20 protein-coding genes are annotated in these 18,598 nt (G+C 61.1%); 14 read left to right on the top strand and 6 right to left on the bottom strand.

Translation table 11 applies throughout. The features are described from left to right. Positions 1-8: 8 nt before the first annotated feature. Both AACH87_RS03345 and AACH87_RS03340 read right to left on the bottom strand, forming a co-directional pair. Complete coding sequence (locus AACH87_RS03345) at positions 9-203, bottom strand: DUF2905 domain-containing protein (protein WP_338797313.1); 195 nt, start codon at positions 201-203, stop codon at positions 9-11. Between the two features lie 15 nt (positions 204-218). Next, complete coding sequence (locus AACH87_RS03340) at positions 219-1,316, bottom strand: SAM-dependent methyltransferase (RefSeq protein WP_338797312.1); 1,098 nt, start codon at positions 1,314-1,316, stop codon at positions 219-221. 104 nt (positions 1,317-1,420) lie between these two features. Between AACH87_RS03340 and AACH87_RS03335 the strand changes: the two genes are divergently transcribed. The 8 genes from AACH87_RS03335 to AACH87_RS03300 all read left to right on the top strand — a co-directional run bounded on the left by AACH87_RS03335 (position 1,421) and on the right by AACH87_RS03300 (position 7,358). Beyond that, the gene (locus AACH87_RS03335) at positions 1,421-2,143 is read left to right on the top strand and encodes a hypothetical protein (RefSeq protein ID WP_338797311.1); all 723 of its coding nucleotides are present in this window, start codon (positions 1,421-1,423) and stop codon (positions 2,141-2,143) included. Continuing rightward, on the top strand, positions 2,133-2,924 hold the full coding sequence (locus tag AACH87_RS03330) for an SDR family oxidoreductase (RefSeq protein WP_338797310.1): 792 nt from the start codon (positions 2,133-2,135) through the stop codon (positions 2,922-2,924). Before AACH87_RS03335 ends, AACH87_RS03330 begins: the two co-directional genes overlap by 11 nt. Then, positions 2,924-3,337: a dihydroneopterin aldolase gene (locus tag AACH87_RS03325; protein ID WP_338797309.1), complete on the top strand. Its 414-nt coding sequence runs from the start codon at positions 2,924-2,926 to the stop codon at positions 3,335-3,337. Before AACH87_RS03330 ends, AACH87_RS03325 begins: the two co-directional genes overlap by 1 nt. A 5-nt stretch (positions 3,338-3,342) precedes the next feature. Next, a complete protein-coding gene (locus tag AACH87_RS03320; RefSeq protein ID WP_338797308.1) occupies positions 3,343-3,735 on the top strand; it encodes a dihydroneopterin aldolase in 393 nt (130 codons plus the stop codon). A 4-nt stretch (positions 3,736-3,739) separates the two neighbouring features. After that, on the top strand, positions 3,740-4,708 hold the full coding sequence (ttcA, locus tag AACH87_RS03315) for a tRNA 2-thiocytidine(32) synthetase TtcA (RefSeq protein WP_338797307.1): 969 nt from the start codon (positions 3,740-3,742) through the stop codon (positions 4,706-4,708). A gap of 217 nt (positions 4,709-4,925) precedes the next feature. Then, positions 4,926-5,543, top strand: coding sequence for a DUF4136 domain-containing protein (locus AACH87_RS03310; RefSeq protein WP_338797306.1), 618 nt, complete (start codon positions 4,926-4,928; stop codon positions 5,541-5,543). Between the two features lie 23 nt (positions 5,544-5,566). Further along, positions 5,567-6,205, top strand: coding sequence for a histidine phosphatase family protein (locus tag AACH87_RS03305; protein ID WP_338797305.1), 639 nt, complete (start codon positions 5,567-5,569; stop codon positions 6,203-6,205). Then, positions 6,189-7,358 (top strand): DSD1 family PLP-dependent enzyme, encoded by a 1,170-nt coding sequence (locus tag AACH87_RS03300; RefSeq protein WP_338797304.1) that lies wholly within the window; start codon positions 6,189-6,191, stop codon positions 7,356-7,358. The genes AACH87_RS03305 and AACH87_RS03300 overlap by 17 nt, the downstream gene beginning before the upstream one ends. Before the next feature lie 55 nt (positions 7,359-7,413). Here the strand turns inward: AACH87_RS03300 and ruvB are convergent, their stop codons facing one another. The 3 genes from ruvB to ruvA form a co-directional block, all read right to left on the bottom strand. Continuing rightward, positions 7,414-8,490, bottom strand: a complete 1,077-nt coding sequence (ruvB, locus tag AACH87_RS03295; protein ID WP_338797303.1) for a Holliday junction branch migration DNA helicase RuvB — start codon at positions 8,488-8,490, stop codon at positions 7,414-7,416. 32 nt (positions 8,491-8,522) lie between these two features. After that, complete coding sequence (locus AACH87_RS03290; RefSeq protein ID WP_338797302.1) at positions 8,523-10,403, bottom strand: serine protease; 1,881 nt, start codon at positions 10,401-10,403, stop codon at positions 8,523-8,525. 130 nt (positions 10,404-10,533) lie between these two features. Continuing rightward, positions 10,534-11,106 carry a Holliday junction branch migration protein RuvA gene (gene ruvA / locus AACH87_RS03285; RefSeq protein ID WP_338797301.1) on the bottom strand — a complete coding sequence of 191 codons (573 nt, stop codon included), beginning with the start codon at positions 11,104-11,106 and terminating at the stop codon, positions 10,534-10,536. Between the two features lie 103 nt (positions 11,107-11,209). On the opposite strand from ruvA, the gene AACH87_RS03280 reads away from it, so the two are divergent. Beyond that, positions 11,210-12,160 carry a PhoH family protein gene (locus AACH87_RS03280; RefSeq protein ID WP_338797300.1) on the top strand — a complete coding sequence of 317 codons (951 nt, stop codon included), beginning with the start codon at positions 11,210-11,212 and terminating at the stop codon, positions 12,158-12,160. 74 nt (positions 12,161-12,234) lie between these two features. Then, the gene (ybeY, locus tag AACH87_RS03275; RefSeq protein WP_338797299.1) at positions 12,235-12,693 is read left to right on the top strand and encodes an rRNA maturation RNase YbeY; all 459 of its coding nucleotides are present in this window, start codon (positions 12,235-12,237) and stop codon (positions 12,691-12,693) included. Between the two features lie 66 nt (positions 12,694-12,759). Here ybeY and AACH87_RS03270 read toward each other — a convergent pair whose 3' ends face one another. After that, positions 12,760-14,097 (bottom strand): MFS transporter, encoded by a 1,338-nt coding sequence (locus AACH87_RS03270; RefSeq protein ID WP_338797298.1) that lies wholly within the window; start codon positions 14,095-14,097, stop codon positions 12,760-12,762. Positions 14,098-14,408: 311 nt separating this feature from the next. Here AACH87_RS03270 and cyoA point away from each other — a divergent pair, with 311 nt between their 5' ends. Genes cyoA through cyoD form a run of 4 tightly spaced genes read left to right on the top strand, consistent with a single transcriptional unit; the run spans position 14,409 to position 18,542 of the window. Then, complete coding sequence (gene cyoA, locus AACH87_RS03265) at positions 14,409-15,455, top strand: ubiquinol oxidase subunit II (RefSeq protein ID WP_338797297.1); 1,047 nt, start codon at positions 14,409-14,411, stop codon at positions 15,453-15,455. 8 nt (positions 15,456-15,463) lie between these two features. Further along, positions 15,464-17,467, top strand: a complete 2,004-nt coding sequence (gene cyoB, locus AACH87_RS03260; protein WP_338797296.1) for a cytochrome o ubiquinol oxidase subunit I — start codon at positions 15,464-15,466, stop codon at positions 17,465-17,467. Beyond that, positions 17,460-18,092, top strand: coding sequence for a cytochrome o ubiquinol oxidase subunit III (gene cyoC / locus AACH87_RS03255; protein WP_338797295.1), 633 nt, complete (start codon positions 17,460-17,462; stop codon positions 18,090-18,092). The genes cyoB and cyoC overlap by 8 nt, the downstream gene beginning before the upstream one ends. Beyond that, positions 18,093-18,542: a cytochrome o ubiquinol oxidase subunit IV gene (cyoD, locus tag AACH87_RS03250; protein WP_338797294.1), complete on the top strand. Its 450-nt coding sequence runs from the start codon at positions 18,093-18,095 to the stop codon at positions 18,540-18,542. Positions 18,543-18,598 lie beyond the last annotated feature (56 nt).

The following is an 18,598-nucleotide window of genomic DNA, read 5'->3' as shown; positions in this document are numbered from 1 at the left end:
ACACCAGACTAGAGCCACTTGACCAGCAGGCTCACCACAAAGCTCAACAGCACCGTGCTGGTCAGGGGAATGAACCAGTCCCTGCCGAACAGGCGGAACTGAAAATCACCCGGCAATCGCCCCAGCCCCATGCGCTGCAGCCACGGCCCAAAGCCGTTGATGAGCACAAGGGCCAGAAAGATGACGATGAGCCAGCGGAGCATGGAGCGGGTGCCGGGTCAGAGGCGGTGGGACCGGTCGCCGTGTGCAAACCCCAGGGGCTCCCACGCATCGCCTGCACCTAGGGCCAGCACCTTGAACAGCTCGCCCATTTCGTGCTCCATGATCAATTTGGCCGCTGTCGCCCGCTCTGCTTGCGCAAGCAGCTCCATTTTTGATAGCAAACCGCAGTTGATGAGGAAGTGCGCCTGCGTGGTGTAACCCAGCACCTGCATGCCCGCCTCTTGCGCGGCCAGCGCCATGGCCGTGAAGTTGACGTGCGCGGTGATGTCCTTGCGGCCCACCTCGACCAGCGGGTCGCCATCGGCCAGGTGGCCCTGGTGGCACATCACTGTGCCCATATGGCGCTGGGGGTGGTAGTACTCGTCTTCGCCAAAACCATAGTCCAGCAAAAAGGCCGCACCCCGCTCCAGCCGGTCGGCCAGCATGCGGATGAAGCCTTCGCCCTGGGCGTGGATTTCGGTCAGATAGTCCTGCGGGCCTTCAATGTCGATGGGCGGGCGCAGGTTGGTGGGGCGGTCGGCCCAGGCAAAACTGCCGTCTTCTGCCACCACCACGCCCCGCTCATGCCACACACCGCCCTGCTGGCCGCCATGGCGCGCCAGCAGTTGCACGGGCATGGCGTCCAGCACTTCGTTGCCCACCACCACGCCGCTGAACTTTTCGGGCAGCGCATCCACCCAGCGCAGTTTGTGGGCGTGGGCGATCAGCTTGGCCTGCTGGCGGGCGCGCAGGCTGCCCGACAAATCGACGATGGTGTAGCGCTGCACTCGGTCGCCCAGCGCATCCAGCAACTGCAGCGCCAGCGCGCCTGAGCCTGCGCCAAACTCCCACACTTCATGGGTGTCGGTGCGCTCCAGCGCCTCGCCCACCTGCACGGCCAGCGTCTGGCCGAACAGGGGGGTGAGTTCAGGGGCAGTCACAAAGTCGCTGCCCGATTCGGGCATGGCGCCAAATTTGGTGGAGTCGTTGGCGTAGTAGCCCAGGCCGGGCGTGTACAGCGCAAGTTGCATGAAACGGTCAAAACCCAGCCATCCACCCTCGGCGGCAATGGCCTGGGTGATGTGGTCAGCAAGTTCTTGAGTGAGGACAGTCATAATTCGCCCGCCGACAAAACGCCCCTTATGCAAACTACATGAGCGATTCATCCAGCCCTTCTGGCGCACAACCTTCTTCCGAGGTAGTGCGCTGGTTACAGTCTTTGGCCCTGCCGTTGTGGGCGCGTGGAGTTCTGGTCATTGTATTTCTCGCGGTCATGCTGGGCGGCCTCGGGTTGGTGGTGTGGGCCGCCTTGAACCGAGACAAAGAGTCGATGACCGCAGCCATCAGCCTGCTCACCGTGGCGCTGCCTGTCAGTCTCATCGTGATCGGTCTAGTGTTTGGTCAACGCAGCGAAAAACGTCTGGCCCGCATTACCAACACCATTCTCGACCAGCTCATCCCGCAGGAAGTGCAAGCAATCGCCTGTCAGCCACGAAAGCTCCAGCTCAAACAACTTCTGCGCGCAGGATGTCGGGCCACTTACATACTCAAAGCGGAGCAAGGACAATCCGCACTCAAAAACCCACTGCAGTTCAGCGTAGAGTTGAATGTGCGCAAGGTGAATGTGATGTTCAGCCTGCCTGACACCATCCGACCCGCAGGCACGCTGGACAAGAATCCGGCACTCTCAGCCTACCAGCATGTGATTGCAGGGGCACAGGCGGAGGGCTATCGCTTGAATTCCGAATTGGCGGAGTACGGGGGCGAAGACGGCGGCAGGGCCCTGCTCTTCTTTCGCACCCTGCCTGATGACTTCTTGCTGCGCCCCATGGAAAAACTTTACTTCACCCAGGACCTGGGGTTTTTTGTGCGCGGAATAATGGAAGCGCAGGAAACCGCCCTCCTTACAGCAACCCCCAAGCCAAGCTCACATGGACAATAAAAACTGGGTTTTGATCACCGGCAGCGCACATCGACTAGGTCGAGAAATCGCCCTAGCCTTTGCGAAAGCGGGCTGGAACATTCTGTGCCATTACCGGACATCGAAAGACAGCGCGCAGAGAACCCAACAGGAAGTGCAAGCGGCTGGAGCAGCCTGCCTGCTTGTAGAAGTGGATCTTGCGCAAGGCGATGCAGCAGAGCGTTTGATGGATCAGTGCGTCCAGCTCGCGGGACAGCCTCCACAGTGCATTGTCAACAACGCCTCGATTTTCGAGCCCGATGATGCACCTTCCGCAACCGCCGAGGGACTGCAAAGGCACTTTCAGGTCAACACGGCAACTCCGCTGCTTTTGGCCAATGCCCTCTACAACCGGGTGCGCCAAGGACTTGACGTTGCTCATGGGACACACTGCGTGATCCATGTGCTGGATCAGAAAGTGCACAACCTGAATCCCGATTATTTCTCCTACACCGTCAGCAAGCTGGCGCTGGAGCGCAGCGTAGCGCTGCAGGCACAGGCTTTGGCCCCGACAGTCAGAGTGTGCGGGCTATCGCCCGGGCTGCTGTATCTGAGCGGCCCGCAAACCCAGGACAATTTTGACAAGGCCAGTTTGGTCAATCTGATGCAAAAACCCATTGATCCCGCAGATGTGGCCCAAGGGGCGCTGTTCTTGGCACAAAACACCAGCATCAATGGCTGCACACTCAGGACAGACAATGGCCAGCACCTCATCCCGCTGAGCAGGGATGTGATGTGGGCCATTGAAGAAGGGGCTCACTGATGAATTCCATTCTCCTGGCCTTTGGTGCCATAGATCCACGACTGGCCACACATTGCCGAGCGCTGAGCCTGCGCCAGCATGAAGTGATGGTGCGCATTGGCGTACACGACTTCGAGCGCGAGGCACCACAGCGCATCTGGTTTGATGTGGATCTATGCGTCAAGCTTGACCTGGCCCCTGCGGCCCAAGACAACATCTCGGAAACCGTCGACTACGACTTTGTCCGCAACACGATTTTTGAATGGGTCGGCGAACGCCATCACGAATTGCAAGAAACCCTTTGTGATGGGATTTGTGCAGCATTGCTCAAGCGGCAAGATATCCACGCCGTACGTGTTTCCACCCGAAAGCCCGATGTGTACCCCGACTGCGCGTCAGTAGGCGTAGAACGGGTAGCCATCAAACCCTGGTGACAAACGTGAGCACCCCAAGCCATACCCCCCCCCCACGGGCCGGTCTCCAAACCCTGACGCTGACCGGTTTGCGCTTCGATGCCAACCTGGGCATCCTTGAGCACGAAAAAGTCGATCCACAGCCCATCCAGGTCGATGCCGAACTGAGCCTGGGCGTGCAGCCCCTGGCTCCGCGCGACGACGACATCAGCCATGTGCTGGACTACCGCCGCGTGCGCCAGATCATCATCGACGAATGCACCGCCGAGCATGTGAACCTGCTGGAGAGCCTGATCGGCAAGCTGGCCAACCGCCTGATGCAGCTGCCCGGCGTGCTGGGCGTGCGCGTCAAGATCGCCAAGCTGGAAATTTTTGACGACTGCGAAGTGGCGATTCGCATGGAAACGGGGCAGTGGTAAACCTATGAACGCAGTGATCAACAACCCCCATCCCACCAACACTGGCTGGACCGAAGAGGCTGAAGCATCGCAAGAGCCCACGGCCAACGCAGCCCGCCTGAAAATCGAACGCGAAACCCACAAGCTGGAAAAGCGCCTGTGCCGCGAAGTCGGCAAGGCCATCGTCGACTTCAACATGATTGAAGAAGGCGACAAGGTGATGGTGTGCATGTCGGGCGGCAAAGACAGTTATGCCCTGCTCGACATCCTGCTCAAGCTCAAGGCCCGCGCGCCCATCCACTTTGACCTGGTGGCCGTGAACCTGGACCAGAAGCAGCCTGGGTTTCCCGAGCATGTGCTGCCCGAATACCTGGCCAGCACCGGCGTGCCGTTCCACATCGAGAACGAGGACACCTACAGCATCGTCAAGAAGCTGATTCCCGAGGGCAAGACCACCTGCAGCCTGTGCAGCCGCCTGCGCCGGGGCATTCTGTACCGCGTGGCCGATGAGCTGGGCTGCACCAAGATCGCCCTGGGCCACCACCGCGACGACATCTTGCAGACGCTGCTGCTCAACATGTTCTTTGGCGGCAAGATGAAGAGCATGCCGCCCAAGCTGGTGAGTGACGACGGCAGGCATGTGGTGATCCGCCCCCTGGCCTACGTGGCCGAGAAAGACACCGCCCGCTGGGCCGCGCACCGCAACTTCCCCATCATCCCGTGCAACCTGTGCGGCAGCCAGGAGAACCTGCAGCGCAAGCAGGTGGGCGAGATGCTGCGCGAATGGGAAAAGCGCTTTCCCGGCCGCATCGAAAACATGTTCAACGCCCTGCAGAACGTGGTGCCCTCGCACCTGCTGGACGGAAACCTCTACGACTTCAAGAACGCCAAGGCCACAGGCATTGCCAGTGAAGACGGTGACAAGGCGTTTGACAAGGAAGAGTTCCCCACCCCGGCGGCCCTGCCCGGCATGCAGGTGGTGCAGATCCGCTGAGCCAGGATGCGCGGCTGACTGCAGAGCACCTTGCCCCTTCTTTTTCAGTGAACCCCAGCCAGGCGGACCGATCCAACCTGAAGGCCCACCCAGCCACTGCTGACTGGTGCGCTGCCCCACCATCGCAACCCATGTCATCGCGTCTTCGCGCATGGGCAGCAACGATGGGTAAGGCAATACACCAGCAGCCATTGCAACCGCTTCAGGAGACTTTGCCATGACGACTTTGCCTTGGAAAAAAATTGCTGCGCTGCTGGGGATGGCAGCCCTTTTGGCGGGCTGCGCCACCCATCGCGTGGTGGAGGGCGATGTGCGCAGCTTTTCGCAGCTGCCCGCCACCGCTACCGCCCAGCAGCCGATGACGTACCGCATCGAGCGTCTGCCCTCGCAGCAAATGCCATCGTTCGACCCGATTGCCGCCTTGGCGGAGCAGGCCCTCGCACGCGTGGGGCTGCAGCGCGATGATGAGCGTGCCCAATGGGTCGTCCAGCTGGGCGTGCAGGCTGGATACACGCCCCGCCGTGATCCCTTTTATGACAGCCCCCCTTGGGCGTTTGGCGGCTGGGGCTGGTACGGTGGGCGTGGTGGCTGGGGCATGCATGGCATGTGGCGCCTGGGTGAACCCGCCCCCTTGCACCGCCGCGCTGTCAGCATCGTGATGCGCGATGCGCGCACCCAGGCGGTGGTGTATGAAACATCCGCCGTCCACGAAGATGTGTGGGTGTCTGACCCTGCGGTGTACGGCGTGCTGTTCGAGGCCGCGCTCAACGGCTTTCCCCAACCACCCCAGGGGCCTCGTCAGGTGCGCATCCCGCTACCTGCCACCCAGCCCTGATCTCTCATTTTTTTAAGCCCTGCATGGAAGCTACACGCATCATTGCCATCCGTCACGGAGAAACCGCATGGAACGTCGACACCCGCATGCAGGGGCATCTGGACATTCCGCTCAACGACACGGGCCTCTGGCAAGCCCGACAGGTTGCGCAAGCGCTGGCAGACGAGGCAATCGATGCCATCTACAGCAGTGACCTGCAGCGCGCATGGGTGACTGCCAGTGCCATTGCAGAAACCACCGGAGCACCGCTGACGGCCGACCAGGGCCTGCGGGAGCGCAGCTTCGGGGTGTTTCAAGGACGCACGTTTACCGAGATTGAGGCAGAAGACCCTGACCTGGCCTACCGGTGGCGCAAGCGCGACCCGGACTTTGCGCCCGCCGATGGGGAATCGCTCGTCGCCCTGCGCGACCGCATCACGCGCACCACGCACCACATTGCAGCCAGGCATGTCGGACAGCAAATTGTGCTGGTGGCCCACGGGGGCGTACTGGATGTGCTGTACCGTGCAGCGACCCGGCAGGATATTCAGGCCCCCCGCACCTGGCAGCTGGGCAACGCCGCCATCAACCGCCTGCTGTGGACACCTGACGGGCTGAGCCTGGTGGGCTGGGCAGACACACACCACCTCGACACCTCCGTACGCGATGAAAGCCATACCTGAAGCCCTTGCCGCCATCATCGGCCAGCGTGTAGACCAGATCGACACACCCGCCCTGGTCATCGACCTGGGCGCCATGGACCGCAACATCCAGCGCATGGCAGAGTTCGCGCGCAAGCATCAGGTGCGCTGGCGGCCCCACGCCAAGATGCACAAGAGCGCAGAGCTAGCGCTGCTGATGCAGCAGGCGGGTGCGCAGGGCGTGTGCGTGCAAAAGACCTCGGAAGCCGAAGCCATGGCAGAGGGCGGCGTGCGTGACATCACCATCACCAACCAGGTGATTGCCATGCCCAAACTGCATCGCGTGGCGCGGCTGGCTGCGCTGCTGGCCAGCCGGGGAGGCCGCCTGGGCATTGCGGTAGACAGCCCCGAAGGCATTGAACGCCTGGCCGAGGCCATGGTGCTGTCGGGCAGCGATGCAGGTATTGATGTGCTGGTGGAAATCGACGTAGGCCAGGGCCGCTGCGGCGTGCCACCCGGAGAGGCCGCCGTGGCCTTGGCCCTGGCGGTTGCTCGTCATTCGCGTTTGCGCTTTGCCGGCTTGCAGGCCTACCACGGGCGCGCGCAGCATCTGGCCAGTGCCGCCGACCGGCGCGACGCCATTACCCAGGTGGTACAGCAGGCCGCCAAGACACGGGACCTGATCATTGCAGCAGGGCTACCTGTGCCACTAGTGACCGGTTCAGGCACGGGCACGCTGGTACACGAGGCGGCCAGTGGCGTCTATGGTGAACTGCAGGCGGGATCTTTCCTGTTCATGGACGCCGACTACGCGCGCAACGAGCGCGACCCCGCCCAGCCAGCGTTTGAGCATGCCCTGTTCGTCAAGACCCAGGTGATTTCCGTGCGCGACACGCACGCGGTATGCGATGCGGGCCACAAAAGCCACGCCATTGATTCAGGCCTGCCCACCGTAGGCCAACTGTCTGTGGGCCGTGCACTGCGCTACGCCAACGGCGGTGATGAGCACGGCTTGCTGTACGCCGAAGGCGACAAGGCCCGCCTGCCCGCGCTGGGCCGCATGCTATGGCTGATTCCAGGACATTGCGACCCCACGGTGAATCTGTATGACTTCATGATCGGGGTGCGCGGCGGGCTGACGCTAGGCACGGTGGAGCGCATCATCCGCGTGGATGCGCGGGGGGCGTTGCACTAAAACCCTGCTCAAAGACAAGCCCAGGCTGGGCGGCGACTTGTCTCAGCGGTGAAATTCAAACAGCCCCGGGAGCACCGTCAAACAGGCCGAAGCCCCCGGCTGCAGGTGGTGTCACCCCCAGGTGCCTGAACGCTGCCAGCGTAGCAATCCGGCCACGCGGCGTGCGTTGCAGGTAACCCTGCTGGATCAGATAGGGCTCAATCACATCTTCGATCGTGCCCGACTCTTCGCCAATGCTGGCGGCAATGTTGTCGAGGCCCACCGGACCACCGTCAAACCGGTGCACCACGGCCTCCAGCAGCTTGCGGTCCATCACATCAAAACCCTGGGGGTCCACGTCGAGCATGGCCAGGGCCCGGTTGGCAATGTCTGCGGTAATGCGACCGTCGCCCTTGACCTCTGCATAGTCGCGCACACGGCGCAGCAGGCGGTTGGCGATACGTGGGGTCCCCCGGGAACGGCGGGCAATTTCATAACCGCCCTCTTCGTCCATGGGAGCCCCCAGCAGCCCCGCGCTGCGCTGGACGATACGTGCCAGTTCATCCGGGGTATAGAACTCTAACCGCGCCACGATGCCAAAGCGATCGCGCAGCGGGTTAGTGAGCATGCCCGCACGCGTGGTTGCACCGACGAGGGTGAAAGGCTGAAGGTCCAGCTTGATGCTGCGAGCCGCCGGGCCTTCCCCGATCATGATGTCGATCTGGTAATCCTCCAGCGCGGGGTAGAGGATTTCCTCGACCACGGGCGACAGGCGATGGATCTCGTCAATGAAAAGAACGTCGTTCTTCTCCAGGTTGGTCAGCAAGGCCGCCAGGTCCTTGGGTTTCTCCAGCACCGGGCCGCTGGTCTGCCGCAGGTTGACCCCCAGCTCTGCCGCGATGATGTGACTGAGCGTGGTCTTGCCCAGCCCGGGCGGGCCGAACAAGAGCACATGGTCCAGCGCCTCGCCGCGCTTGCGGGCAGCGCCGATGAAAATTTCCAGTTGCTCCCGTGCCTTGGCCTGACCGACGTATTCCTGCAGCAGCTTGGGGCGCAGAGCGCGCTCCAGCGCCTCCTCCTGCGGGGAGGAGGGAGCCGCCGACACCACGCGCTTGGCGGGAACTGGGGCAAAGTCGTCGGTGTGGATGGTCATGCAGTGTTTGGAGCTGGAGGAAGATTCCGAACTTACTGGGCTGTGGTCCAGGCGTAATACATAGGGCCTTCGTATTGGAAGTCTTTGTGAACTTGGATCACGAAATCACGCTCGGCCTCACTAATCGTGTAGAAGTGCGCTCCCGTCTTCGCGTTGTAGAAACGGTGAACAGCGGATGCACCGTTACCCGCCCCCGACTGGGCGTACCAACTAACAGTCTCATACCTGAACTCTGGATATTTAGCTATCACGAAGTCACGCTCAGCCTCAGTACCCGAGTAGAAGTGCGCACCCGTGGTCGAGTTGTAGAACCGGAACACTGGATCTTTGCCTGAGCTGGAGTTAGTGTATGCGTAGAAAGCCACTGTCTCGTAAGCAAACTCTGGATAGGTGCGAATCACAAAATCGCGCTCGTCTGCACTGGCTGTGTAGAAATGTGCTCCGGTTTTGGCGTTGTAGAACCGGTAGACAGCTGTGCGCGCTGGTGCCAGCCAGTTCTTGAGGGCGGCGTTGTACGCCACATCAAAACGACCATAGTAGTCTGACAAAGCGCGGTTCGTACAAACTGCACTGCCCCCATACAGAGTACCGACCACCTTATTGTTCTGGAAGATCGCCGATCCGCTACTGCCTCCCTCCGTGGTGCCTTGCGACCAAGTTACGCGGTAAAAGTTTCCCGTGCTACCTGCACATTGGAACTCTTTACCAGTCGTGGCCTGGCACGAAGTCTGATTGTTTACCGCTCCAAAACTGATCTTGAGCAGATCCCCACTGGGATGGTGCAGCCCGGTCACCGAGGTTCCAGAGATCACCGTGGAAGCATCCCACCCTGCGAAGACCGCGCCAGCAGGGGGGGTGTCATTCAGGAGCATGAAGGAAGTATCCGTGCTGCTGCTTGCATAAAGCAGCTGAGCGCCGCCGGATTTGCGGATGCTGGACGACAGCAGGGTGCCGCTGTTGCAGGTAGGAGAACGGAAGAACCAGTTCGTCTGCAAGCTGGAGGCTTCCGTCTGCGAAGAGATACAGTGGTTGGCACTCAGGAAATAAGGCTTGCCAGAGGCATTGCCGTCATTAAGCAAGGTGCCCGTGCACACATAAGTCAGCCCGCCACTCACAAAAACCATCCGTGCCACAGCATTACGCTCCGTAGAGTTCTGGCTGTAGCAGGTGGCATCCAGGTTGCAGGGGTCGGACTCATTGAGCTTGGCAGTCTCCACCTGTTGCTGATACTCCTGTTCCGTTGGCACAGACAGATTGGTGAAGATGTGGGACAGCTGGGGCACTGAGAGGTCCAGCGTATTGACTGCCACGCCAAGAGGAAGTTCTACCTCAAGAGTGGCTTCGGCATCTCCGGTATCAGGCGTCCACCATGTGCGTGCCGCATCACTGGTATCGCCAGCGGCCTGGTTGCGCTCGATACGCTGCAGGATTTCCTGACCAGAAATTTGGTACACCGTGCCGGGTACGGCTTGAGTGTAGACCCGCAAGATGGCACTGCCTGGCAATTGACGCACCAATACGCCCAGGCGAACACCGTATGCGCCGTCTGCACGGAAGCTGATGGCGGCGACCTTGCCACCCGCAGGAGTGTCTTTCCACTGCCATTGCGCCTGTGTAGCTGCGGTCGATTTGGTAGCGGCGATCTCCCGCACCTGCCCGACCAGTCGGCGGCCCACAGAGGAAGATGTATCCACCTTGGACAGTGACAGCTCACCCAATGCCACCACAGCCGCCTTGGGGACCTGGTTGGTGCTGCGGGATTTCACGCTGGCCACATCCTGCACAGCGGTGGCTGGTTGCACCCGACTTTCCACACTGGTGATGGGTTCCGCCTTGGGTGCAGCCGATGCGGCACCACCGTCTGAACCTCCGCAGCCAGCGAGTATCGCAGCCGCAGCGGCGGACAAGGCCATTGCCCAGCGCCGGATTGAAATGACTGTCATGTTGATTCCTTTATGGGGCAAAGACCGTGGATGAGGATGCAGTCAGCATCCGTCAAACAAGCCAAGGCCGCATCCTCCACAAAATGCGGCGGACCAATTATCAGCGGGCAAGGGTCTTGAGCGCCAGCTTGATACCTTCGCTGACACCCACGTCCGCAGGCAGCGCCTTGAGCGCACTGGCCGCTTCCTTGTCGCTGTAGCCCAAAGCCAACAGTGCCTGCAAGATGTCGGCCTGCGCATCGCTGGCCGCATGGGCGGGCGCTCCAATATCTGCGCCCAGTTTGCCCTTGAGTTCGAGCAGAAGGCGCTCGGCTGTTTTTTTACCAATGCCCGGCACCTTGATCAGGCGCCCCGCCTCCTGCAAGGTAATGGCCTGGGCCAGGTCGGCGACACCCATGCCCGACAGGATGGAGAGCGCAGTGCGCGGCCCCACACCCGATATCTTGATCAGTTCGCGGAACGCCTGCCGCTCCTGAGCAGTGGCAAAACCATACAGCAGCTGTGCGTCCTCGCGGACGATGAACTGGGTGAGCAGGCTGACCCGTTCACCCACGCCGGGCAGGTTGTAGAAGGTGCTCATGGGCACATTCACCTCGTAACCCACGCCGTTGCAGTCCACAAGGACTTCAGGGGGATTCTTCTCCAGCAGGGTGCCGGTCAATTTGCCTATCATTGGTGTCCTTTGTCGTCACCTGGGGCGCTGCGTTGGCAGTCGTTCTTGCAGATGGCGCGCTCTTTTTTGCCGTCATTGGCTTTTGCCGAATGGAATTATCAGCGTGATCCTGCGCCACACCTTCTTGCCGCACAACAACACGCGGCTCACCCACCTGTGCGGGCCCGCAGATGCGAACCTGCGGACCATCGAAGTGGCGCTGGAAGTCAAGATTGCCCACCGGCATGAGCAGTTCAAGGTGGATGGCCCCAAGGCCAAAGCCACGCAGGCGATGGAGTTGTTGCAGGCGCTGTATGAAATGGCGGAGCACCCCATTGCGGAAGACACCCTGCAGATCATGCTGGCAGGTGATGCCGACCTGATTGAAGCCCCCGATGACGCCATCGTGCTGACCACCCGCCGGGCTGACCTGCGGGGGCGCACCCCCGTGCAGAGCCTGTATCTGCAGAATATTGCCAAGAGCGACATCACCTTTGGCATTGGTCCCGCAGGCACGGGCAAGACCTATCTGGCGGTGGCGAGCGCGGTGGATGCGCTGGAACGAAGCTCTGTGCAGCGCATCGTGCTGACGCGCCCTGCGGTAGAGGCTGGGGAGCGCCTGGGTTTTCTTCCGGGCGACTTGGCCCAGAAGGTGGACCCTTACCTGCGCCCTCTGTATGACGCGCTGTATGAACTCATGGGCCATGACAAGGTGCAAAAAGCCTTCGAGCGCAACGCTATCGAGATCGCGCCACTGGCGTTTATGCGCGGGCGCACGCTCAACAACGCTTTTGTCATCCTGGATGAGGCCCAGAACACCACGCCTGAGCAGATGAAGATGTTCCTGACGCGCATCGGATTTGGCTCTCGAGCCGTGGTCACAGGCGACGTGAGCCAGATTGACTTGCCCAAGGGCTCCATGAGCGGCCTGATCGACGCCGAGCGCGTGCTCAAACGCGTCAAAGGCATATCCATTACGCGCTTTACCAGTGCCGACGTGGTGCGCCACCCCCTGGTGGCACGGATTGTGGAAGCCTACGATGCGCCCCGCCGGGCCGTGGCTGCACGCGACTGAATTCGCTGCACAACGACAATTCACTATCAATTTAATAGCTGCCTGCGCTTATCTGATAAGCGCCAGGAGGTTTTATGGCACTCAATCAACTCACCTTATCCCTGCAATTCGGCAAATTTGACGGCGCGGCGGAACACCGGGCGCTACTTCCTCGCCACAAAGTGGCGAAGTGGATCCGGCACGCCCTGTCCACCGACGCCGAAATCACCGTGCGCATTGTGGATGCGGAAGAGGGGCGGCAGCTCAACCGGGATTTCCGGAAGAAGGACTACGCCACCAACGTGCTCACGTTTGACTACACGCAAGAGCCCATGGTGACGGCCGATTTGGTACTGTGTGCCCCCGTGGTCGCACGGGAAGCGCAGGAGCAGAACAAGACGCTGGAAGAGCACTACGCCCACCTGCTGGTGCACGGAACCCTCCACGCGCAGGGCTGGGACCATGAAACCAGCGCGGAAGACGCGGATGAGATGGAGTCTTACGAGACGGCGATCATGGAAGAGCTGGGTTTTGCAGACCCTTACGCAAAGTAAGGCGCGCTGAGGTCACAAGGGCCAGGCTGTAGCAGAGAGCCGCAGCCCTGACCCATGTGGGTTCACTCAAGATTCCCGCTGTTCAATCAGCCGATTGATACGCAAAGCCGCCAGGGTGCACACAGCCCCCGAGAGCAAATACAGGGAAACGGCCCCCAAACCGAACTTGGCCGACAGGCCCAGTGCCACCAACGGGGCAAAACCCGCGCCCAGCAACCAGGCCAGGTCCGCAGACAATGCCGCCCCTGTGTAGCGGTACTGTGCAGAGAAGTTGGCGGTGACCGTGCCCGAAGCCTGACCATAAGACAGGCCCAACAGCACAAAGCCCACCAGCAGGAACACGTTGTTGCCCACAGAGCCGCCACCCAGCAGCCAGGGCGTGGCGAAACTGAACAGTCCGATCAGCACCGCCATGCTGCCCAGCAGATTGCGTCGGCCCACCCGGTCAGCCAGCCAGCCTGAGAGCATGATGGCGCCTGCAGCCAGAAAGGCCCCAACGATCTGGACCGAAAGCACCTCACTCAGCGATTGCTCCGAATACATCGCAATCCACGACAGGGGAAACACCGTCGCCAAGTGGAAGAGCGCAAAGCTGGCCAGCGCAGCAAAAGCACCGATCAGAACGTTGCCCCCCTCGTCGCGCATGACCTGGGCCACGCTCACGGGCTGCAATTCACGTTGCTGCAACAATTCAGCATACGACTGCCCCACCACCAGCCGCAGGCGGGCAAACAAAGCCACCACGTTGATGGCAAAGGCCACGAAGAAGGGGTAGCGCCAGCCCCAGTCCAGAAACTCGGTCACCGTCAAGCTGCTGTACAGATAGGCAAACAGGCCTGCCGCCAACACAAAACCCACAGGGGCACCCAGCTGACCGATCATGGCAAACCAGCCGCGCCGCTCTTTGGGAGCGCTCATCGCCAACAGGGAAGGCAACCCGTCCCATGTGCCCCCCAGCGCCAGCCCCTGACCAATGCGCAGGATGATCAAGGCGGCGATGGCCTTGCTGCCCACCGCCGCATAGCTGGGCAAAAACGCCATCCCGGCCGTGCAGGCACCCAGCAGGAAAAGCGAAAGCGTCAGCTTGGTGCCCCGCCCCCAGCGCCGCTGCACGGCCATGGAAATCGCCGTACCCACGGGGCGGGCCACAAAAGCGAGGGAGAAGATGGCAAACGCCATCAGGGTGCCATCCAGGCGGGAGAGGAACGGAAACAGCAGGGAAGGGAACACCAGCACGCTGGCAATACCAAACACGAAAAAGTCGAAATACTCGGATGACCGACCAATGATCACCCCCACCGCGATCTCGCCAGGGGTGACATCCTCATCGGTATGGGCACGCGCCAGGGATACTGAACTCTCGAATCCAGGGGTGGGAAGCACTGCAGAACCTGGGCTGGACATATTGACGCTCCTCAAGAAACTGACACGACTCCGTTCTACACCCCTGCAGAGCCCCCCACAAGTGAGCTTTCGCTAGCCCGAGCGTAGGAAAACCCTGATTGCAAGGAACGGCGTGCAAGGAATGACCCGCCCGGCTGCGCGCCACTGCGCCATGTCAAATAACTCTCAAAGAGCCAGACAACCCGGCCGGACACTGGGACAGGATTGATATTGGACAAAATGTCCAATCGACAAATTCGCTAGCCGTACTACATTGCGAATCCTCAGTCATTCGCGTTTACACCTAAGCGCTCCTTTGTCGCGCCCCTAGCATGCTCAAAACCAAGGAACTCCGCAGGCCCGCCTGGCTTGCAGCGATCGCCATGACAGCCGGCCTGGCCGGTTGCAGCAAGGCTGTCGTTCTCAACCCGGCTGGCGATGTTGCAGCCCAGCAAGGCCAATTGGTGGTCACCGCCACGCTGCTGATGCTGATCATCATCGTGCCCGTGATCGCACTCACTTTCTTTTTTGCCTGGAAGTACCGCCAGAGCAATACAGAAGCTGAGTACGACCCCGAATGGCACCACTCCACCACGCTGGAGCTGGTGATCTGGACCGTGCCCCTGCTCATCATCATTGCGCTGGGTGCCCTGACCTGGATCGGCACGCACAAGCTGGACCCCTATCGCCCCCTGGACCGCATTGATGCCCAGCGCCCGCTGGACCCCAACGTCAAGCCACTGGAAGTGCAGGTGGTGGCAATGGACTGGAAATGGCTGTTTTTCTACCCTGAGCAAGGCATTGCCACTGTCAACGAACTGGCGGCCCCGGTGGACCGCCCCATCCTGTTCAAGCTGACAGCCACCTCCACCATGAACGCGTTTTACGTGCCTGATCTGGCCGGCATGATCTACGCCATGCCCGGCATGCAGACCGAGCTGAACGCGGTCATCAACAAGCCTGGGGTGTTCAATGGCATGTCCTCGCACTACAGCGGCGCAGGATTCTCGGGCATGACCTTCAAGTTCCACGGCCTGAGCCACGGCGACTTTGACCAGTGGGTGCAAAAGGCCAAAACCGAAGGCAAGCCGCTGGACAAGAGCACCTATCTGAACCTGGCCAAGCCCAGCGAACGGGACCCCGTCCAGCGCTTCGCCTCGGTGGAGGAAGGCCTGTACGACAAGGTGCTAAACCGCTGCGTCGAGGACGGCAAGATGTGTATGCACCACATGATGGCCATCGATGCCAACGGCGGTGACGCCTATGTACGCGCCGTCGGCTTGAATTTGCCACAGGACGTGTGCACACCACAAAACGCCACCAAAGTGGTGGCCGAGCTCAATACCCGCAACGCACAACGCGCGACCATCCGCCAGTGAGTCTCACCATGTCTTCCGAAACCACCTCTCCCGCCCACTGGGCGCTGGGTCGCCTGAGCTGGGACGCTGTCCCCATGGCCCACGAGCCCATCGTGCTGGCTACTTTCATTGCCGTGGTGCTGGGCGGCCTTGCCGTCGTCGCAGGCATTACCAAGTTCCGCCTGTGGGGCCCGCTGTGGCGCGACTGGATCTGCAGCATTGACCACAAAAAGATCGGGATCATGTACATGATCCTGGGCTTGGTGATGCTGCTGCGTGGCTTTGCCGATGCGATCATGATGCGCCTGCAGCAGGCCATGGCCTTTGGCGACAACATGGGCTACCTGCCACCGCACCACTACGATCAGATCTTCACCGCCCACGGCGTGATCATGATCTTCTTCGTGGCGATGCCGCTGGTCACGGGGCTTATGAACTACCTCGTGCCGCTGCAGATTGGCGCGCGCGACGTGTCCTTCCCGTTCCTGAACAACTTCAGCTTCTGGATGACCACCGCTGGCGCTGTGCTGGTGATGGTCTCCCTGTTCCTGGGCGAGTTCTCCACCTCGGGCTGGCTGGCGCTGTCCAACCTGGGGGCGCAAAGCCAGAGCACGGGTCTGGACTACTACATCTGGGCCTTGCAGATTGCAGGGGTGGGTACCACGCTCTCGGGTATCAACCTGATCGTCACCATCGTGAAGATGCGCGCACCCGGCATGAGCCTGATGAAGATGCCCGTCTTCACCTGGACGGCCCTGTGCACCAACGCGCTGATCGTTGCGTCCTTCCCCGTGCTGACGGCCGCCCTGGTTCTGATGTCGCTGGACCGCTATGTCGGCACGAACTTCTTCACCAACGAGCTGGGCGGCAACCCCATGCTCTACGTGAACCTGATCTGGATCTGGGGCCACCCTGAGGTGTACATCCTGGTGCTGCCTGCCTTCGGCGTGTTCTCCGAAGTGGTGGCCACCTTCTGCAAGAAGCGCCTGTTCGGTTACACCTCCATGGTGTACGCCACGGTCTGTATCACCATCCTGTCCTACCTGGTGTGGCTGCACCACTTCTTCACCATGGGCTCGGGTGCGAGCGTGAACACCTTCTTCGGTATCACGACCATGATCATCTCGATCCCCACGGGTGCGAAGATCTTCAACTGGCTGTTCACCATGTACAAGGGTCGCATCCGCTTTGAGCTGCCCATGATGTGGACCGTGGCGTTCATGGCAACCTTTGCCATCGGCGGCATGACGGGTGTTCTGCTGGCTGTGCCTCCTGCCGACTTTGTGCTGCACAACAGCCTGTTCCTGATCGCCCACTTCCACAACGTGATCATTGGCGGCGTGGTGTTTGCCATGTTTGCCGGTATCAACTACTGGTTCCCCAAGGCGTTTGGCTACAAGCTGGACCGCACCTGGGGTGTGCGCTCCTTCTGGCTGTGGCTGGTGGGTTTCTGGGTGGCCTTCACCCCGCTGTACGTGCTGGGCCTGATGGGCGTGACACGCCGCGTGAGCCACTTTGAAGACCAGTCGCTGCAGATCTGGTTCGTCATCGCTGCCGTGGGCGCTGCCCTGATTGCTGCGGGTATTGGCTGCTTCCTGATCCAGCTGGTGGTCAGCTTCCTCAAGCGCGAACAACTGCGTGACGTGACGGGCGACCCATGGGATGGCCGCACACTGGAGTGGGCTACCTCTTCCCCCCCACCCAACTACAACTTCGCCTTCACCCCTGTGGTGCACGAGATTGACGCCTGGTGGGACATGAAGACGCACGGCTACAAGCGTCCGCTCAGCGGCTTCAAGCCCATCCACATGCCTGCCAACACGGGCGCTGGCGTCGTCATTTCAGGCCTGTCGCTGGTGTTCGGTTTCGCGCTGATCTGGCACATGTGGCTGCTGGCTGCGGTGTCTTTTGCCGCGGTGGTGCTGGCCTCGATCATCCACACGTTCAACTACAAGCGTGACTTCTACATCCCGGCAGCCGAAGTGGCCGCCACCGAAGAAGCCCGCACACTCCAACTCGCCCGCCATGTCTGATATCCGCATCCAAGCTGGCGCCGCAGGCGCCCTGGCACCGCGCGAGTACCACCTCGCGCACGAGCCCCATCCTGAAAACGGCACGGCCCTGGGCTTCTGGCTGTACCTGATGAGCGACTGTCTCATCTTCGCAGCCCTGTTTGCCACCTACGGCGTTCTGGGCCGCAGCTACGCCGCAGGCCCCACGGGCGCGCAGCTGTTCGACCTGCCACTGGTCGCCATCAACACCGCCTTTCTGCTGCTGTCATCCATCACCTTCGGTTTTGCCATGCTGCGCAAGCAGCTGGGCGATGTGAAGGGCACGCTGCTGTGGCTAGGCATCACGGGCCTGTTTGGTCTGTGCTTTCTGGGCCTGGAACTGTATGAGTTTCACCATCTGATCCACCAGGGCGCAGGCCCACAGCGCAGCGCCTTCCTGTCGGCGTTCTTCACGCTGGTGGGCACCCACGGCCTGCACGTCACCTTCGGCCTGGTCTGGCTGGTGGTGCTGATGCTGCAGATCAACAAGCACGGCCTGATCCCTGAAAACAACCGCCGCCTGATGTGCCTGTCCATGTTCTGGCACTTCTTGGACGTGGTCTGGATCGGCGTTTTCACCTTTGTGTACCTGATGGGGGTGCTGTAAATGAGCGCACAACACGCAACACACGCCAACGGCGCGCACGATGCGCACGGGCACGACGACCACCATGACGCAGGCCCCCACAGCACCTTCTCCGGCTACATGATCGGGTTTGTGCTGTCCATCATCCTCACAGCCATTCCGTTCTGGCTGGTGATGGGCAAGGTGATTGCCGACCGCAACACCGCCGTGCTGGTGCTGGGTGGCTTCGCTGTCATCCAGATCCTGGTGCACATGGTGTTCTTCCTGCACATGAACGGCAAGATCGAAGGCGGCTGGACCTTGTTGTCCACCATTTTCACTGTGGTGTTTGTGGCCATTGCCATCACAGGTACGCTGTGGGTCATGTTCCACATGAACGCCAACATGATGCCGGACCACCCTGACATGCCCGCCGCAGGGCAGCAGGCTCCCTCACCAGCCCATGGGGCTGAGCGCAGCACGGCTCCCTGACGCAAGCGAGCCCACAACGGCATACCAACGTGCCAACCACTGAAGCGGGACGCAAG

It is taken from the genome of Acidovorax sp. DW039, from assembly GCF_037101375.1.
Taxonomy (GTDB): Bacteria; Pseudomonadota; Gammaproteobacteria; order Burkholderiales; family Burkholderiaceae_C; genus Acidovorax.
The sequence above is the reverse complement of the archived record's forward strand: the minus strand, read 5'-3'. Positions and strand labels throughout refer to the sequence as shown.

What these genes read in the sequence shown, in the direction of transcription:
- cyoD (WP_338797294.1), top strand. Translation starts at nt 18,093, where the DNA reads ATGAGCGCACAACACGCAACACACGCCAACGGCGCGCACGATGCGCAC.
- AACH87_RS03290 (WP_338797302.1), bottom strand. Translation starts at nt 10,403, where the DNA reads ATGGCCTTGTCCGCCGCTGCGGCTGCGATACTCGCTGGCTGCGGAGGT.
- AACH87_RS03330 (WP_338797310.1), top strand. Translation starts at nt 2,133, where the DNA reads ATGGACAATAAAAACTGGGTTTTGATCACCGGCAGCGCACATCGACTA.
- ttcA (WP_338797307.1), top strand. Translation starts at nt 3,740, where the DNA reads ATGAACGCAGTGATCAACAACCCCCATCCCACCAACACTGGCTGGACC.
- AACH87_RS03310 (WP_338797306.1), top strand. Translation starts at nt 4,926, where the DNA reads ATGACGACTTTGCCTTGGAAAAAAATTGCTGCGCTGCTGGGGATGGCA.
- AACH87_RS03325 (WP_338797309.1), top strand. Translation starts at nt 2,924, where the DNA reads ATGAATTCCATTCTCCTGGCCTTTGGTGCCATAGATCCACGACTGGCC.
- cyoA (WP_338797297.1), top strand. Translation starts at nt 14,409, where the DNA reads ATGCTCAAAACCAAGGAACTCCGCAGGCCCGCCTGGCTTGCAGCGATC.
- cyoC (WP_338797295.1), top strand. Translation starts at nt 17,460, where the DNA reads ATGTCTGATATCCGCATCCAAGCTGGCGCCGCAGGCGCCCTGGCACCG.
- AACH87_RS03270 (WP_338797298.1), bottom strand. Translation starts at nt 14,097, where the DNA reads ATGTCCAGCCCAGGTTCTGCAGTGCTTCCCACCCCTGGATTCGAGAGT.
- AACH87_RS03300 (WP_338797304.1), top strand. Translation starts at nt 6,189, where the DNA reads ATGAAAGCCATACCTGAAGCCCTTGCCGCCATCATCGGCCAGCGTGTA.
- AACH87_RS03305 (WP_338797305.1), top strand. Translation starts at nt 5,567, where the DNA reads ATGGAAGCTACACGCATCATTGCCATCCGTCACGGAGAAACCGCATGG.
- cyoB (WP_338797296.1), top strand. Translation starts at nt 15,464, where the DNA reads ATGTCTTCCGAAACCACCTCTCCCGCCCACTGGGCGCTGGGTCGCCTG.
- ruvB (WP_338797303.1), bottom strand. Translation starts at nt 8,490, where the DNA reads ATGACCATCCACACCGACGACTTTGCCCCAGTTCCCGCCAAGCGCGTG.
- ruvA (WP_338797301.1), bottom strand. Translation starts at nt 11,106, where the DNA reads ATGATAGGCAAATTGACCGGCACCCTGCTGGAGAAGAATCCCCCTGAA.
- AACH87_RS03345 (WP_338797313.1), bottom strand. Translation starts at nt 203, where the DNA reads ATGCTCCGCTGGCTCATCGTCATCTTTCTGGCCCTTGTGCTCATCAAC.
- AACH87_RS03340 (WP_338797312.1), bottom strand. Translation starts at nt 1,316, where the DNA reads ATGACTGTCCTCACTCAAGAACTTGCTGACCACATCACCCAGGCCATT.
- ybeY (WP_338797299.1), top strand. Translation starts at nt 12,235, where the DNA reads ATGGCACTCAATCAACTCACCTTATCCCTGCAATTCGGCAAATTTGAC.